We start from the raw sequence: 15,400 nt of genomic DNA, 5'->3' as shown, positions 1-15,400 counted from the left end.
CTCACCGCTGCCCCGGGATCCGCGCCAGCGCCCGCACCGCCGCCTCGGCCAGCGCCGGGTGGGCGAGGGCGTCCTTCAGCACGGGCGCGGCCCGTTCGTCGCCGAGCGAGCCGAGCCCTTCGACGCAGGCCAGTGCCACGCGCCGGTACGGGTCGTGCGGGCGCAGCCGGCGCTGCAGGGTGGTGATCAGCGCGGGCACCGCCTCCGGGGCGCGCAGTTCGACCAGCAGGCGCACCGGGTGCAGGGCGTAGGCGACGCGCAGTTCGTTGGTGGCGAGGGCGGCGGCGGCGCGGGCGGTGCGCGGGTCGCCGAGTCGGGCGAGGGCGTGGGCGGCGGCGGCGCAGCGCGGCGGGTCGCGGTGGTTGAGGAGCAGCACCAGGGACTCGAAGGCCCGGCGGTCCCCCGCCACCCCCAGCCGGAACGCGGCCAGCTCCCGGGCCCACAGCGGCTGTCCGGGCTCGGTGAGCACCGCGGCCAGCGCGTCGTGGTCCCCGGCCGCCGCGAGCCGGTCGCACGCCGCCACGGCGTCCGGTGTCCCGGAGGCGGCCGCCTCGGCCCGTAAGCGCTCCGTGAGCGTTCGCAACTCTTCGTCCATGGCACCGAGGTTAGGCGGGTCACACGCCGTGTGGGAGCTACATCACGAACACCGGGGGCTGGCGCGCTCGTTACCCGCGAGTTAATCTCAGACGAGCGGGTCACCCACCCGCAGCACCCCTCACGACGGTCTGGTGACGCGGCCTTCGTGGGACAGATCGGCAGGTTCGGTGCCTCGGGCACCGCCGTGCGATCCGGCCTCGGGACAGGGCCGGTCGGACCCCGCCGCCGCCCGGGCGTGTGCACGCCCGGCGGACGGCACCGGGCGTGTGCGCATGCAGCCCGGCGACACCCGCACTCCGCACTTCCCCTTCCGTACGCACCCGGTGCGCCGCCCGGCGCACCCGGGCGTTCCGTCGTCACCCCTCATTCCTGGAGTCCCGCGATGGCCGCTCCCCAGTCCGACACCCCTCTGTCCCCGCTCCGCACCGTCGCCGTCGTCGGCCTCGGCACGATGGGCACCGGTATCGCCGAGGTCCTCGCCCGGGCCGGCCGTGACGTGGTCGGCATCGACATCGGCGAGGCGCAGACCGCGAAGGCCGTCGCCGCGCTGGAGGCGTCCACCGCCCGCGCCGTGGAGCGCGGCCGCCTGACCGAGGGCGAGCGCGCCGACGCCCTCGCCCGGATCCGTACCGCCACCGACCTGCGGGCCGCGGCCGACGCCGACCTCGTCATCGAGGTGGCGCCGGAGTCGTACGAGATCAAGCAGCAGATCTTCCGGGAGCTGGACGGGATCGTGCGCCCCGAGGCGATCCTGGCGACCGGCACCAACGCGCTGTCGGTGACGCGGCTGGCCGCCGACTCGGCCCGCCCCGAGCGGGTGCTGGGCCTGCACTTCTTCAACCCCGCGCCGGCGATGAGGCTGGTGGAGGTCGTCTCCTCCGTGCTGACCGCGCCGGCCGCCGTCACGGCGGTCACCGATCTCGCCCTGGACCTCGGCAAGGAGCCCGTCGCGGTGGGCGACCGGCCCGGTTTCGTGGCCGACGGGCTGCTGTTCGGGTACCTCAACCAGGCCGCGGCGATGTACGAGGCGAACTACGCCTCCCGCGAGGACATCGACGCCGCGATGCGGCTCGGCTGCGGGCTGCCGATGGGGCCGCTGGCGCTGCTGGACCTGATCGGCGTGGACACCGCGCGCACGGTCCTGGAGGCCATGTACGCGGCCTCGCACGACCGTCTGCACGCCCCCGCGCCCATTCTGAAGCAGCTCGGCGAGGCCGGCCTGACCGGCCGCAAGGCGGGCCGCGGCTTCTACACGTACGAGGCGCCCGGCAGCGCGGTCGTGGTGCCGGACGCCCTGACCCCGCGTGCGGACGGTACCCCCGTCGCCGGCCGGCCCGTGCGCTCCGTGGGCGTCGCGGGCTCGGGCACCATGGCGTCCGGCATCGCGGAGGTGTTCGCCAAGGCCGGGTACGAGGTCGTCCTCGCCGCCCGCAGCGCGGAGAAGGCGCGGACGGCCAAGGCCCGCATCGGCAGGTCCCTGGCGCGCGGCGTCGACAAGGGCAGGCTCACCGCCGAGGCCGCCGCCCAGACGCTGGAGCGGATCACGCCGACGGGGACGTACGACGACTTCGCCGACGTCGACCTGGCCGTGGAGGCGGTCGCGGAGGACCTGGAGGTCAAGCGGCAGCTGTTCGCCACGCTGGACAAGGTCTGCAGGCCCGGCGCGGTGCTGGCCACCACCACCTCCTCCCTGCCCGTCGTCGCCTGCGCCCGCGCCACCTCGCGCCCGCAGGACGTGATCGGCATGCACTTCTTCAACCCGGCGCCGGCCATGAAGCTGGTCGAGGTGGTCCGCACGGTGCTCACGGCGGACGACGTGCACGCCACCGTCCGCGAGGTCTGCGCCAAGGTCCGCAAGCACGCCGTGGACTGCGGCGACCGGGCCGGGTTCATCGTGAACGCGCTGCTGTTCCCGTACCTCAACAACGCGGTCAAGATGGTGCAGGAGCACTACGCGACGCTCGACGACATCGACGCGGCGATGAAGCTGGGCGGCGGCTACCCGATGGGCCCGTTCGAGCTGCTGGACGTGGTCGGGCTGGACGTGTCGCTGGCCATCGAGAAGGTGCTGCACCGCGAGTTCCGCGACCCGGGTCTGGCCCCGGCGCCGCTGCTGGAGCACCTGGTGGCCGCGGGCTGCCTCGGCCGCAAGACGGGCCGCGGCTTCCGCGAACATGCCCGCCGCTGAGCCCCGTCCCGGCGACTGGTTCCGGTCCGAGGAGGACTGGGGCGGACTGCTCGATCCGGCCGGCGTTCCCCCGCCCCCCGCGGGCGGGGGAACGCCCGGTGGTGCACATCGATCCGCGCACATGCAGTACGTTCGGGTCATGTCCCAGCCCGCCAAGTCCTCACGTACACCAGCTACGCCCGACGCGCCGGAGAGCGCGGCCGGCAGCAGGGCCGCCGCCCAGCGGCTCAAAATGCGCCGGGAGCTGGCGGCCGCGGCGATGGAGCTGTTCGCGACCAAGGGGTACGAGGCGACCACCGTCGACGAGATCGCGGCCGCGGCCGGCGTCGCACGCCGCACCTTCTTCCGCCACTTCCGCTCCAAGGAAGAGGCGATCTTCCCGGACCACGACGACACCCTGGTCCGCGCCGAGGCGGTGCTCAACGCGGCGCCCGCGCACGAGCATCCGCTCGACACGGTGTGCCGCGGCATCAAGGAGGTCATGAAGATGTACGCGGCCCGGCCGGAGATCTCGGTCGCCCGCTACAAGCTCACGCGCGAGGTGCCCACCCTGCGCGAGGCGGAGATCGCGTCGGTGGCCCGCTACGAGCGCCTCTTCACCCGCTACCTGCTCGGCCACTTCGACGAGCACGCGCACGACGACGACGCCAACGACGACCCGCTGCTGGCGGAGGTCGCCGCGTCCGCCGTGGTCACCGCCCACAACCACGTCCTGCGGCGCTGGCTCAGGGCGGGCGGGCAGGGCGACGTGGAGGCGCAGCTCGACCACGCCTTCGCGATCGTGCGCAAGACGTTCGGCACGGGCATCGGCGCCGGGCGCAGCACGGCGTCCTCGCGGCCGGAGTCCTCCGCGGCCTCCGTGGAGGGCGAGGTGCTGGTGACGGTCGCCCGCACCGACGCGCCGCTGCACGAGATCATGCGCACCATCGAGCAGGTGCTCAAGGAGCGCTGAGGCCCCCTCCCCGCTCCTGGACCCCCTTTTCCGTTCTGTGACGACGGCCACCCACCGGGTGGCCGTTTTTGCACGTCAGTGCCCCTTTTCCCCCCACCGCGGGACCCCGTTCGATCGATCATCGCTCATCTGTTGCGTAAAGATTTCATCTGAGTGCAGTTTCTGGCACTCAGTGCCTTGCGGGGTGACACGCGGTGTCATACGTTGAAGGTGTCCGGGCTGTCCCCGCACCCATCCCCTGCGCGCCCGGCGCCTGCGTCACAGGCACTTTCACCCAACCCTCTGCAGCACCGACGTACCCCTCAGCGCCCCTCCCTCGGGGCGCTCACCGCCGGAGGCAACACCGTGACCGTGAAGGACATCCTGGACGCGATCCAGTCGCCGGACTCCACGCCGGCCGACATCGCCGCGCTGCCGCTCCCCGAGTCGTACCGCGCGATCACCGTGCACAAGGACGAGACGGAGATGTTCGCGGGCATGGAGACCCGCGCCAAGGACCCGCGCAAGTCGATCCACCTCGACGAGGTGCCGCTGCCCGAGCTGGGCCCCGGTGAGGCCCTGGTGGCCGTCATGGCCTCCTCGGTCAACTACAACTCGGTGTGGACCTCGATCTTCGAGCCGCTGTCGACGTTCGGCTTCCTGGAGCGCTACGGCCGCACCAGCGACCTCGCCAAGCGCCACGACCTGCCGTACCACATCATCGGCTCCGACCTCGCGGGCGTCGTCCTGCGCACCGGCCCGGGCGTCAACGCCTGGCGGCCCGGCGACGAGGTCGTCGCGCACTGCCTGTCCGTCGAACTCGAGTCGTCCGACGGCCACAACGACACCATGCTCGACCCCGAGCAGCGCATCTGGGGCTTCGAGACCAACTTCGGCGGCCTCGCCGAGATCGCCCTGGTCAAGTCCAACCAGCTGATGCCCAAGCCGGGCCACCTCAGCTGGGAGGAGGCCGCGGCCCCGGGCCTGGTCAACTCCACCGCCTACCGGCAGCTGGTCTCCCGCAACGGCGCCGGCATGAAGCAGGGCGACAACGTGCTCATCTGGGGCGCGAGCGGCGGCCTCGGCTCCTACGCCACCCAGTTCGCCCTGGCCGGCGGCGCCACGCCGATCTGCGTCGTCTCCAGCGAGCAGAAGGCCGAGATCTGCCGGAAGATGGGTGCCGAGCACATCATCGACCGCAACGCCGAGGACTACCGGTTCTGGAAGGACGAGAACACCCAGGACCCGAAGGAGTGGAAGCGCTTCGGCAAGCGCATCCGCGAGCTGACCGGCGGCGAGGACATCGACATCGTCTTCGAGCACCCCGGCCGCGAGACCTTCGGCGCCTCCGTCTACGTCACCCGCAAGGGCGGCACCATCACCACCTGCGCCTCGACCTCGGGCTACATGCACGAGTACGACAACCGCTACCTGTGGATGTCGCTGAAGCGCATCATCGGCTCGCACTTCGCCAACTACCGCGAGGCCTGGGAGGCCAACCGCCTCATCGCCAAGGGCAGGATCCACCCGACCCTCTCCAGGGTCTACTCCCTGGAGGACACCGGACAGGCCGCCTACGACGTCCACCGCAACCTCCACCAGGGCAAGGTCGGCGTGCTGTGCCTGGCCCCCGAGGAAGGACTCGGCGTGCGCGACCACGAGATGCGCGCGCGGCACATCGACGCCATCAACCGCTTCCGGAACATCTGAGGAGCGCCGGATGAGTGAGCGTCAGAAGGACCGGCCGTGGCTCATGCGCACGTACGCCGGTCACTCCACGGCCGAGGCGTCCAACGAGCTGTACCGGCGCAACCTCGCCAAGGGGCAGACGGGTCTGTCGGTCGCCTTCGACCTGCCGACCCAGACCGGCTACGACTCGGACCACGTCCTCGCCCGCGGCGAGGTCGGCCGGGTCGGCGTGCCCGTCGCGCACCTCGGTGACATGCGCCGGCTGTTCCAGGACATCCCCCTGGAGCAGATGAACACCTCGATGACCATCAACGCCACGGCCATGTGGCTGCTGGCGCTCTATCAGGTCGTGGCCGAGGAACAGGGTGCGGACATCACCCGGCTCCAGGGCACGACCCAGAACGACATCGTCAAGGAGTACCTGTCCCGCGGGACGCACGTCTTCCCGCCGGGGCCGTCCCTTCGGCTGACGACGGACATGATCGCGTACACGGTCTCCCACATGCCGAAGTGGAACCCGATCAACATCTGCAGCTACCACCTGCAGGAGGCGGGCGCCACGCCGGTGCAGGAGATCGCGTACGCGATGTCCACCGCGATCGCCGTGCTCGACGCGGTGCGCGACTCCGGCCAGGTGCCGCAGGAGCGCATGGGCGACGTGGTCGGCCGCATCTCCTTCTTCGTGAACGCGGGCGTCCGCTTCATCGAGGAGATGTGCAAGATGCGCGCCTTCGGGCGGATCTGGGACACCCTCACCCGCGAGCGGTACGGCATCGAGAACCCCAAGCACCGCCGCTTCCGCTACGGCGTCCAGGTCAACTCCCTCGGGCTGACGGAGGCCCAGCCGGAGAACAACGTCCAGCGGATCGTCCTGGAGATGCTGGCGGTCACCCTCTCCAAGGACGCCCGCGCGCGCGCCGTGCAGCTGCCGGCCTGGAACGAGGCGCTCGGCCTGCCCCGTCCCTGGGACCAGCAGTGGTCGCTGCGCATCCAGCAGGTGCTGGCGTACGAGAGCGACCTGCTGGAGTACGACGACCTCTTCGAGGGCTCGAAGGTGGTCGAGGCGAAGGTGGACGAGCTGGTCCGGGAGTCGCTCGCCGAGATCGAGCGCATCCAGGAGATGGGCGGCGCGATGGCGGCCGTCGAGTCCGGCTACCTCAAGTCGCAGCTGGTCGCCTCGCACGCCGAGCGCCGGGCCCGGATCGAGTCCGGCGAGGAGAAGATCATCGGTGTCAACGCCTTCGAGGGCACCGAGCCCAACCCGCTGACCGCCGACCTGGACACCGCGATCCAGACGGTCGACCCGGCCGTGGAGGCCCGCGTCATCGCCTCGCTGCAGAACTGGCGGGACACCCGCTACCAGCCGCCCTTCAACCACCCGCGCCCCTGCAAGGCGCTGGAGAGGCTGAAGGAGGCCGCCAAGGGCACCGACAACCTCATGGAGGCCACCCTGGAGTGCGCCCGCGCCGGCGTCACGACCGGCGAGTGGGCCGGGGCGCTGCGCGAGGTGTTCGGCGAGTTCCGCGCCCCCACGGGTGTGTCGTCGGCGCCGGTCGCGGTCACCGCGCAGGAGGGCTCGGCGCTCTCCGCGGTCCGCCGCAAGGTGGATCTGACGGCCGAGGAGATGGGCGTCGGCAAGCTCCGCTTCCTGGTCGGCAAGCCCGGCCTGGACGGCCACTCCAACGGCGCCGAGCAGATCGCCGTGCGGGCCCGCGACGCCGGGTTCGAGGTGGTCTACCAGGGCATCCGGCTCACCCCGGAGCAGATCGTGGACGCCGCGCTCGCCGAGGACGTGCACGCGGTGGGCCTGTCCATCCTGTCCGGCTCGCACGCCCAGCTCGTCCCCGACGTGCTGGAACGGCTCCGTGTGGCCGGTGCCACAGATATACCGGTGATCGCCGGTGGCATCATCCCGAACGGTGACGCCGAAGAACTGCGGGCCGCGGGAGTGGCCGCGGTCTTCACCCCGAAGGACTTCGACATCACCGGCATCATCGGCCGGATCGTCGACGAGATCCGCAACGCGAACAAGCTCGACCCCCTGGAGGTCCCCGCATGAGCACGCCCGTCAACCGTCTCCGCCCCCGGCGTTCGTGTCTGGCGGTCCCGGGAAGCAACCCGCGCTTCCTGGAGAAGGCGCAGGGCCTCCCGGCGGACCAGGTCTTCCTGGACCTGGAGGACGCCTGCGCGCCGCTCGCCAAGCCGGAGGCGCGGCACACCATCGTCAAGTTCCTCAACGAGGGCGACTGGACCGGCAAGACCCGCGTCGTGCGCGTCAACGACTGGACGACCGAGTGGACGTACCGGGACGTCGTGACGGTCGTCGAGGGCGCCGGGCAGAACCTCGACTGCATCATGCTGCCGAAGGTCCAGGACGCCCGGCAGATCGTCGCGCTGGACCTGCTGCTCACGCAGATCGAGAAGACGATGGGCCTCGAGGTCGGCCGGATCGGCATCGAGGCGCAGATCGAGAACGCGCAGGGCCTGAACAACGTCAACGAGATCGCGCAGGCCTCCCCGCGCGTCGAGACGATCATCTTCGGCCCGGCCGACTTCATGGCGTCCATCAACATGAAGTCGCTGGTCGTGGGCGAGCAGCCGCCCGGCTACCCGGCGGACGCCTACCACTACATCCTGATGAAGATCCTGATGGCCGCCCGCGCCAACAACCTCCAGGCGATCGACGGCCCCTACCTCCAGATCCGCAACGTGGAGGGCTACCGCGAGGTCGCGCAGCGCGCCGCCGCCCTCGGCTTCGACGGCAAGTGGGTGCTGCACCCGGGCCAGGTCGAGGCGTCCAACGAGATCTTCTCGCCGTCCCAGGAGGACTACGACCACGCCGAGCTGATCCTCGACGCGTACGACTACTACACGTCCGAGGCGGGCGGCAAGAAGGGCTCCGCGATGCTCGGCGACGAGATGATCGACGAGGCCAGCCGCAAGATGGCCCTGGTCATTTCGGGCAAGGGCCGCGCCGCCGGCATGCAGCGCACCAGCAAGTTCGAGATCCCGGAGGCCTGAGCGCGATGCAGTTCGGACGCACCTACGAGGAGTTCGAGGTCGGGGCCACGTACAAGCACTGGCCCGGGAAGACGGTCACGGAGTACGACGACCACCTCTTCTGTCTGCTCACCATGAACCACCACCCGCTCCACATGGACACGAACTACGCCGAGAAGACGACGGACTTCGGCAAGAACGTGGTGGTCGGGAACTACGTCTACTCCCTGCTGCTCGGCATGTCGGTCCCGGACATCTCCGGCAAGGCGATCGCCAACCTGGAGATCGAGTCGCTCAAGCACGTGGCGCCGACCTTCCACGGCGACACGATCTACGGGCAGACGACCGTGCTCGACAAGTGGCCGTCGAAGTCGAAGAACGACCGCGGCATCGTGCACGTGGAGACCAAGGGCTACAAGCAGGACGGCACGCTGGTCTGCGTCTTCCGCCGCAAGGTGATGGTGCCCACCGAGACGTACATCAAGGAGCGCGGCGGCGAGCAGCCCGGCCGGCCCGAGCTGAAGGAACAGGGGAAGTAGATGAGCCGCCTCGCCCAGACCCACGGCCTCACGGACGTCCAGCGGGAGATCCTCTCCACCGTCCGGGACTTCGTGGACAAGGAGATCATCCCGGTCGCGACCGAGCTGGAGCACCGGGACGAGTACCCGCAGGACATCGTGGACGGGCTGAAGGAGCTGGGCCTGTTCGGCCTGATGATCCCGGAGGAGTACGGGGGCCTGGGCGAGTCGCTCCTCACCTACGCGCTGTGCGTGGAGGAGATCGCCCGCGGCTGGATGTCGGTGTCCGGCATCATCAACACGCACTTCATCGTGGCGTACATGCTCAAGCAGCACGGCACGCAGGAGCAGAAGGACCACTTCCTGCCCCGCATGGCCGCCGGCGACGTCCGCGGCGCGTTCTCCATGTCGGAGCCGGCGCTCGGCTCGGACGTCTCCGCCATCTCCTCGAAGGCGGTGAAGGACGGCGACGAGTACGTCCTGAACGGCCAGAAGATGTGGCTGACGAACGGCGGCACGTCGTCGCTGGTGGCCGTTCTCGTCCGGAGTGACGAGGGTCACCCCGAGGGCACGGCACCCCACAAGTCGATGACGACCTTCCTGGTGGAGAAGGAGCCCGGCTTCGGCGAGGTCCGGCCCGGCCTCACCATCCCCGGCAAGATCGACAAGATGGGCTACAAGGGCGTCGACACGACCGAGCTCATCATGGACGGCCTGCGGATTCCGGCCGACCGGGTGCTCGGCGGCGTCACCGGCCGAGGTTTTTACCAAATGATGGACGGCGTCGAGGTCGGCCGCGTCAACGTGGCGGCGCGTGGTTGCGGCGTCGCTCAGCGTGCCTTCGAGCTGGGTGTCCGGTACGCCCAGCAGCGTCACACTTTCGGCAAGCAGATCGCCCAGCACCAGGCCATCCAGTTCAAGCTGGCCGAGATGGCTACCAAGGTGGAGGCGGCGCATGCGATGATGGTGAACGCTGCACGCAAAAAGGACTCGGGCGAACGAAACGACCTGGAAGCGGGGATGGCCAAGTACCTCGCCTCCGAGTACTGCAAGGAGGTCGTGGAGGACGCCTTCCGGATCCACGGCGGGTACGGCTTCTCCAAGGAGTACGAGATCGAGCGGCTCTACCGCGAGGCTCCGATGCTCCTGATCGGTGAAGGCACCGCCGAGATCCAGAAAATGATCATCGGCCGCAGGCTGCTCGAAGAGTATCGATTCCAGGGTTAGATGTCCGGATACGGGGTGTTTTCTTGGAGAAGAAGGTCACACCCCGTAGGCATTGTTCGGCCGTCGACTCAGCTTCCTGGCTTACCCAGTTACGACTGATAGCCGCTACGATCGCCGAAAAGCCGCCGTCCCCCGTCAGAGTGCGGCATCATCCGCTACGAAGGTCATCCATGCCCCACAGCCAAACCTCTGCACCTCGCGACAGCCTCGTCGGCGTACGCCTCGCGCGCGGAGCATCGCCGTGGCTTCTGCCGACCGTCGCCACCGCAGCCGTCAGCCTGCTCCGCGCCCGCCGCTCGGGCGCGGCCAAGGCCGTCGCCGTCCCCGCCACCGCGCTCGCGGCGGGGATGCTGTGGTTCTTCCGCGACCCCGAGCGCGAGATCACCCGGGGCCGGGTCATCTCGCCCGCCGACGGTGTGGTGCAGAGCATCATGCCGTGGAAGGACGGCCGTACCCGCGTCGCGATCTTCATGAGCCCGCTCAACGTCCACGTCAACCGCGCGCCGCTGGCCGGCACGGTGACGTCGGTCGAGCACATCCCCGGTGGTTTCGTTCCCGCCTTCAACAAGGAGAGCGAGAACAACGAGCGGGTGGTGTGGCACTTCGACACCGAGCTCGGTGACATCGAGATGATCCAGATCGCCGGCGCGGTGGCCCGCCGCATCGTTCCCTACCTGCCCCAGGGCACGAAGGTCGAGCAGGGCGAGCGGATCGGCCTGATCCGCTTCGGCTCGCGCGTCGACCTGTACCTGCCGGAGGGCGTGGAGGTCGCGGTCGAGGTGGGGCAGAAGACGGTGGCTGGGGTGACTCGCATTGACCGTGATTGATCCACAGACCCAGGCCGGGTGGGTGCCCGAGGCCGACGAGGTGGACGACGAGGAGGAGATGCCGCTCTCGCTGCGCCTGTCGATAGCGGACACCCTCACCCTCGGCAACGCCACGTGCGGCTTCATGGCGGTGTACTTCACCACCACCGGCATCCTGATCCCGCACCTGACGGGCAGCGAGGAGTCGGGCATGGCCCGGCACAGCGCGGCCACCGCGGTGATCCTGATGCTCTGCGCGGCGATCTTCGACCTGTTCGACGGGCTCGTGGCGCGCAAGCTGCGCAGCTCGCCGATGGGCGCCGAGCTGGACAACCTGTCCGACCTGATCAGCTTCGGGCTGGCGCCGGCGTACTTCGTCCTGGTCTACGGGATGGTCGCGCACGACGCGTACCAGCGGGTCGCGGCGGTGGGCGCGATCGTGGTGCTGCTGGCGGTGGTGCTGAGACTCGCGAGATTCTCCTGCGTCACCGTGAAGGACGGCACGTTCCAGGGCATGCCCTCGCCGTTCGGTGCGCTGACGGTGGTCTCGATCGTGCTGCTGGAGCTGCCCTTCGTGGCGACGCTCCTCGCCATCATCGGCACGGCCTGGCTGATGGTGAGCCGGGTCGAGTACCCGAAGCCGCGGGGGCGCCTCGCGGTGGCGATGCTGTCGTGGATCGTCCTGTCGATGGGCCTGCTGGCCGGCTGGGCGTTCGACGCGCCGAGCGGGCAGCTGCTGCTGCAGACGGGGTGCGCGCTCCAGCTGGTGATGGGCGCGGTGATCCCGCTGTTCGCGACGGCCCGGCGGGTGAACAACTTCCGTGGCAACCGGCGGGAGGCGCGGGCGGCGCAGTTGCCGTAGCGGTGCGTTGTGAGGGCCCCGGACCTGGTTGGGTTCGGGGCCCTTTCGTTCGCCCGGTGCCCGGCGTCGGTGCGGGCCTCGCCGGGGGCTGCGCCCCCCAGACCCCCGGGCCTACGCCCACCCACCACCCGACTCGGTCGGGATACAGGTGAGACACTCAGCCCGTCCGGCGAGTGAGGACGAGGCCCGTTCGAAGGGCCGAAAGCGGAGGTCCGGGGGCGGCAGCCCCCGGGGGACGAGACTCGCCTACGCCAGGAAGTCCCGGGCGATGCGCTCCGCGACCCGCTCCAGGACGGGCCCCGCATCGGCGATGCACTTCGCCACGTCCGGCTCCACGTCCGTCAGCGGGTACGCCCGCCGGATCCCGGCCCGCCCCAGCGCCTCCGCCGGCAGCGCCAGCCGTCCGCACACCGCGACGACCTCCTTGCCCGCGCTCCGGGCCGCCGCCGCGACACCGGCCGGCGCCTTCCCGTGCAGGGTCTGCTCGTCCAGCGAGCCCTCCCCCGTGATCACCAGGTCGGCCCGCGCCAGCGCCGGCGCGAAGCCCAGCACGTCCAGCATCACCTCGATGCCGGCCCGGAACCGCGCCCCGATCAGCAGCGCGCCGTACCCGATGCCGCCCGCGGCACCCGCGCCCGGCGAGGCGGCGTGCTCGGCGGCCCGCGCCCCCACCGGCCCCTCCAGGACCTTCGCGAAGTGCGCGAGGGCCGCGTCCAGCGTCTCCACGTCCTCCGGGGAGGCGCCCTTCTGCGGGCCGTAGACGGCCGGAGCGCCCTTCGGCCCCGTCAGCGGATTGTCGACGTCGCTCGCGAGCACCAGCTCGACGTCCGCCAGCCGCGGGTCCAGGCCGGACAGATCGGCCGAGGCGACGTCGGCGAGACCCCCGCCGCCCGGCGCCACCGGCTCCCCGTCCCCGCGCAGGAAGCGCGCGCCCAGCGCGGACAGCATCCCCGCGCCGCCGTCCGTGGTCGCGCTGCCGCCGACCCCGAACACGATCGTCCGCGCGCCCGCGTCCAGCGCGGCCCGCAGCAGCTCGCCCGAGCCGTACGTGGAGGCGGTCAGCGGGGCCAGGACACCGGCGGGCAACCGCTGCAACCCGCTGGCCTCGGCCATCTCCACGACCGCGGTGTCACCGCGCAGCGCGAACGCCGCCGTGACCTCGTCGCCGAGGGGCCCGGCGACCCGCACCTCCCGGCGCTCGAACCCGGCCGCGACCGCCGCGGCCACGGTGCCGTCGCCGCCGTCGGCAACGGGCAGCGCCTCGACGTCGACGTCCGGCACGATGCGGCGCAGCCCGGCCGCGACCCGCTCGGCGACCTCGACGGCCGTCAACGAACCCTTGAACTTGTCCGCGGCGACGAGCACCCGGCGGGCCCCGTCCACTGCAGCGTCAGCCACCTTGTCTCCCCTTGCTCTTCGAGCCTTGCGCACGTCAAGGCAGTCGCGCCGCTGCGACCTTAACCGGAGCGCGCCCCCGCCGTCATGCCCCGACCGCTCCGTGGAACACCCCCGCCGGACGGACATACCCTGCCAGGATGACGACGCTCGACTACGCCACGTACATCGCCGGACTGCCCCGCGTGCTCGCCGGCGCCGCCGTGCTGTTCCGGGACGCCGCGGGCAGCGTGCTGCTCGTGGAGCCGAACTACCGGGAGGGCTGGACCCTGCCGGGCGGCACCATCGAGTCGGACGACGGCGAGACCCCGCGCCAGGGCGCCCGGCGCGAGACCCTCGAGGAGATCGGCCTGGACGTCCCGCCCGGCCGGCTGCTCGCGGTGGACTGGGTGCCGGGCCTCGGCCGGCCGCCGCTGGTGTCGTACGTCTACGACGGCGGCGTCCTCGGCGAGGAGGACCTCGGGGCGATCCGCCTCCAGGAGGAGGAGCTGCTGTCCTGGCGCCTGGTGCCGCGCGCCGACCTGGCCGACCACCTCCTCGGCTCCCTGCACGGACGGGTCCTGGCCGCCCTCGACGTGCTCGAGGACGGCTCGGGGACCGCGGAGCTGGAGAACGGTGTCCGGGTCGGCCGGCAGGCGGCGACGGATCAGAACAGGGCGTCGGCGAGGCGGTCGACCTGGTCGGGACCCGAGGACCAGCAGTAGAGGACGACCTCGTCGGCGCCGATGTCGGCGAAGGCGTCGACGGCGGCGCGGATCTCGCGGGCCGTGGTGAGCAGGCCCTTCGTCATGTACTCGGCGCGGCCGGTGAAGGCGTAGTAGTCGCTCATGGTGCGCCGGGCCCGGTCCGCCGTGCCGTCCGGGCCGAGGGCGACGCTCGCCTGGGCCACCAGGCGGGGCCGGCCGGGGCGGTCGTGCCTGCGCCAGACCGCCTCGACGGCGCGGAACAGGCCGGCCATGTGCGCGGGCGGCAGCGCGGCGCCGAGGAAACCGTCACCGAAGCGGCCGACGCGTTCGAGGGCGGCCGGGGCGAAACCGCCGAACAGCACCTCGGGCCCGCCGGGCGTCGCGGGGCGCGGGCCGATGGCGCCGACGTCCTCGGCGTAGGGCTCGCCCGCCCAGACGCGGCGGAGCAGGGTCATCTGCTCGTCGAGGCGCCGGCCCCGCCGGTGGATGTCGACGCCGGCGGCGAGGCAGTCGTCCTCCCGGCCGCCGACGCCGATGCCGAGGGTGAAGCGGCCGCCCGAGAGGCGGTCGAGGGTGGCGGTCTGCTTGGCGAGGAGCGCGGTGCCGTGGACCGGGGCGATCAGCACCTCGGTCTGGACCCGGATGCGGGACGTGGCGCCGGCGAGGGCCGCGAGCGTGACCAGGGGCTCGGGGTTGTCGTAGACGAGCCGGTCGAGCAGGCCGAGCGTGCTGAACGGTCCCGTGTCGGCGCGCCGGGCCCAGGTCAGCAGCTGGGCGGGGTCGTCGATGGGGAGGCCGAGGCCGATCTTCATGGGAGTCTCCTCAGGAGGGCGTGCCTGACTGTGGCGCCGCCCCTCCTGGCACCGCGCGGCCGTGCGCGGGCCTGCTCCCGTTCTGCGGCATCGTTCGAGAGAGCGTGGATCTTCAGAGTGGGGCGAGGCTAGCCCGCCCCGCCGGGCGGCGGCAACGCCTTTTCCGCCCGGTCCGGGCCGGGCTCAGAACAGCGCCGCGCCCGCCGTTCCGCGTTCGAAGTCCAGCAGCCGCTGCTTGCGTTCCAGGCCGCCGCCGTAGCCGGTGAGGCCGCCGCTCGCGCCGATGACGCGGTGGCAGGGGACGACGATGCCGATCGGGTTGCGCCCGTTGGCGAGGCCGACGGCCCGGGAGGCGGCGGGGTTGCCGAGGGCGGCGGCGAGTTCGCCGTAGGTGCGCGTCTCGCCGTAGGGGATCTTCCGGAGCTGCTCCCAGACCGTGCGCTGGAAGGCGGTGCCGTCGAGGCGCAGGGGGAGGGTGAAGTCCAGCAGGTCGCCGGCGAAGTAGGCCTCGAGTTGTTCCGCGGCCTCGGCGAAGGGCCGTGCGTCGTGGGCGCCGAAGGTCTCCTCCGGCGGGCGGTGGCGCTGGTCGGTCATGTAGAGGCCGCACAGGACGCCGTCCTCGGCGACCAGGGTGAGGGGGCCGTAGGGGCTGTCGATCACGGTGTGCTGTCTCACGTCGGTACCTCGCG

The 15,400-nt window shown here is 71.4% G+C and carries 14 protein-coding genes; 10 read left to right on the top strand and 4 right to left on the bottom strand.

What is annotated here, in order from left to right; genetic code table 11:
- Position 1: 1 nt before the first annotated feature.
- The gene (locus JHAT_RS18645) at positions 2–595 is read right to left on the bottom strand and encodes an adenylosuccinate lyase (protein WP_077799333.1); all 594 of its coding nucleotides are present in this window, start codon (positions 593–595) and stop codon (positions 2–4) included.
- A gap of 384 nt (positions 596–979) precedes the next feature.
- Between JHAT_RS18645 and JHAT_RS18640 the strand changes: the two genes are divergently transcribed.
- From JHAT_RS18640 to pssA, 9 genes are all read left to right on the top strand, one after another.
- The gene (locus JHAT_RS18640) at positions 980–2,785 is read left to right on the top strand and encodes a 3-hydroxyacyl-CoA dehydrogenase family protein (protein ID WP_077799332.1); all 1,806 of its coding nucleotides are present in this window, start codon (positions 980–982) and stop codon (positions 2,783–2,785) included.
- Between the two features lie 139 nt (positions 2,786–2,924).
- On the top strand, positions 2,925–3,737 hold the full coding sequence (locus JHAT_RS18635; RefSeq protein ID WP_077799375.1) for a TetR family transcriptional regulator: 813 nt from the start codon (positions 2,925–2,927) through the stop codon (positions 3,735–3,737).
- A 351-nt stretch (positions 3,738–4,088) separates the two neighbouring features.
- Positions 4,089–5,426: a crotonyl-CoA carboxylase/reductase gene (gene ccrA / locus JHAT_RS18630; RefSeq protein WP_171990964.1), complete on the top strand. Its 1,338-nt coding sequence runs from the start codon at positions 4,089–4,091 to the stop codon at positions 5,424–5,426.
- A 10-nt stretch (positions 5,427–5,436) separates the two neighbouring features.
- Positions 5,437–7,464, top strand: coding sequence for a protein meaA (locus JHAT_RS18625; RefSeq protein WP_077799330.1), 2,028 nt, complete (start codon positions 5,437–5,439; stop codon positions 7,462–7,464).
- Complete coding sequence (locus JHAT_RS18620) at positions 7,461–8,426, top strand: CoA ester lyase (protein WP_077799329.1); 966 nt, start codon at positions 7,461–7,463, stop codon at positions 8,424–8,426. Before JHAT_RS18625 ends, JHAT_RS18620 begins: the two co-directional genes overlap by 4 nt.
- A gap of 5 nt (positions 8,427–8,431) precedes the next feature.
- Positions 8,432–8,944: a MaoC family dehydratase gene (locus JHAT_RS18615; RefSeq protein ID WP_073730559.1), complete on the top strand. Its 513-nt coding sequence runs from the start codon at positions 8,432–8,434 to the stop codon at positions 8,942–8,944.
- The gene (locus JHAT_RS18610) at positions 8,945–10,150 is read left to right on the top strand and encodes an acyl-CoA dehydrogenase family protein (protein ID WP_077799328.1); all 1,206 of its coding nucleotides are present in this window, start codon (positions 8,945–8,947) and stop codon (positions 10,148–10,150) included.
- 170 nt (positions 10,151–10,320) lie between these two features.
- Positions 10,321–10,977: a phosphatidylserine decarboxylase gene (locus tag JHAT_RS18605; RefSeq protein WP_077799327.1), complete on the top strand. Its 657-nt coding sequence runs from the start codon at positions 10,321–10,323 to the stop codon at positions 10,975–10,977.
- A 22-nt stretch (positions 10,978–10,999) separates the two neighbouring features.
- Positions 11,000–11,818, top strand: coding sequence for a CDP-diacylglycerol--serine O-phosphatidyltransferase (pssA, locus tag JHAT_RS18600; RefSeq protein ID WP_077799326.1), 819 nt, complete (start codon positions 11,000–11,002; stop codon positions 11,816–11,818).
- Positions 11,819–12,064: 246 nt separating this feature from the next.
- Here pssA and JHAT_RS18595 read toward each other — a convergent pair whose 3' ends face one another.
- Complete coding sequence (locus JHAT_RS18595; protein WP_077799325.1) at positions 12,065–13,201, bottom strand: glycerate kinase; 1,137 nt, start codon at positions 13,199–13,201, stop codon at positions 12,065–12,067.
- A 152-nt stretch (positions 13,202–13,353) separates the two neighbouring features.
- On the opposite strand from JHAT_RS18595, the gene JHAT_RS18590 reads away from it, so the two are divergent.
- Complete coding sequence (locus JHAT_RS18590; protein ID WP_077799324.1) at positions 13,354–13,917, top strand: NUDIX hydrolase; 564 nt, start codon at positions 13,354–13,356, stop codon at positions 13,915–13,917.
- On the opposite strand, the gene JHAT_RS18585 is transcribed toward JHAT_RS18590, so the two are convergent.
- Together JHAT_RS18585 and JHAT_RS18580 are read right to left on the bottom strand one after the other, a co-directional pair.
- Positions 13,860–14,711 carry an LLM class flavin-dependent oxidoreductase gene (locus JHAT_RS18585; protein WP_077799323.1) on the bottom strand — a complete coding sequence of 284 codons (852 nt, stop codon included), beginning with the start codon at positions 14,709–14,711 and terminating at the stop codon, positions 13,860–13,862. The two genes, JHAT_RS18590 and JHAT_RS18585, sit on opposite strands and share 58 nt — an antisense overlap.
- Before the next feature lie 183 nt (positions 14,712–14,894).
- The gene (locus tag JHAT_RS18580; RefSeq protein ID WP_077799322.1) at positions 14,895–15,386 is read right to left on the bottom strand and encodes a methylated-DNA--[protein]-cysteine S-methyltransferase; all 492 of its coding nucleotides are present in this window, start codon (positions 15,384–15,386) and stop codon (positions 14,895–14,897) included.
- Positions 15,387–15,400: the final 14 nt, after the last annotated feature.

The sequence above is a fragment of the Streptomyces sp. JHA26 genome (assembly GCF_002005565.1).
GTDB lineage: Bacteria > Actinomycetota > Actinomycetes > Streptomycetales > Streptomycetaceae > Streptomyces.
This window is presented reverse-complemented; position numbering and strand designations above follow the sequence as displayed.

Excerpts from the sequence above, each read along its gene's own strand:
- JHAT_RS18645 (WP_077799333.1), bottom strand. The coding sequence starts at position 595 with ATGGACGAAGAGTTGCGAACGCTCACGGAGCGCTTACGGGCCGAGGCG.
- JHAT_RS18640 (WP_077799332.1), top strand. The coding sequence starts at position 980 with ATGGCCGCTCCCCAGTCCGACACCCCTCTGTCCCCGCTCCGCACCGTC.
- JHAT_RS18635 (WP_077799375.1), top strand. The coding sequence starts at position 2,925 with ATGTCCCAGCCCGCCAAGTCCTCACGTACACCAGCTACGCCCGACGCG.
- JHAT_RS18625 (WP_077799330.1), top strand. The coding sequence starts at position 5,437 with ATGAGTGAGCGTCAGAAGGACCGGCCGTGGCTCATGCGCACGTACGCC.
- JHAT_RS18620 (WP_077799329.1), top strand. The coding sequence starts at position 7,461 with ATGAGCACGCCCGTCAACCGTCTCCGCCCCCGGCGTTCGTGTCTGGCG.
- JHAT_RS18615 (WP_073730559.1), top strand. The coding sequence starts at position 8,432 with ATGCAGTTCGGACGCACCTACGAGGAGTTCGAGGTCGGGGCCACGTAC.
- JHAT_RS18610 (WP_077799328.1), top strand. The coding sequence starts at position 8,945 with ATGAGCCGCCTCGCCCAGACCCACGGCCTCACGGACGTCCAGCGGGAG.
- JHAT_RS18605 (WP_077799327.1), top strand. The coding sequence starts at position 10,321 with ATGCCCCACAGCCAAACCTCTGCACCTCGCGACAGCCTCGTCGGCGTA.
- JHAT_RS18590 (WP_077799324.1), top strand. The coding sequence starts at position 13,354 with ATGACGACGCTCGACTACGCCACGTACATCGCCGGACTGCCCCGCGTG.
- JHAT_RS18585 (WP_077799323.1), bottom strand. The coding sequence starts at position 14,711 with ATGAAGATCGGCCTCGGCCTCCCCATCGACGACCCCGCCCAGCTGCTG.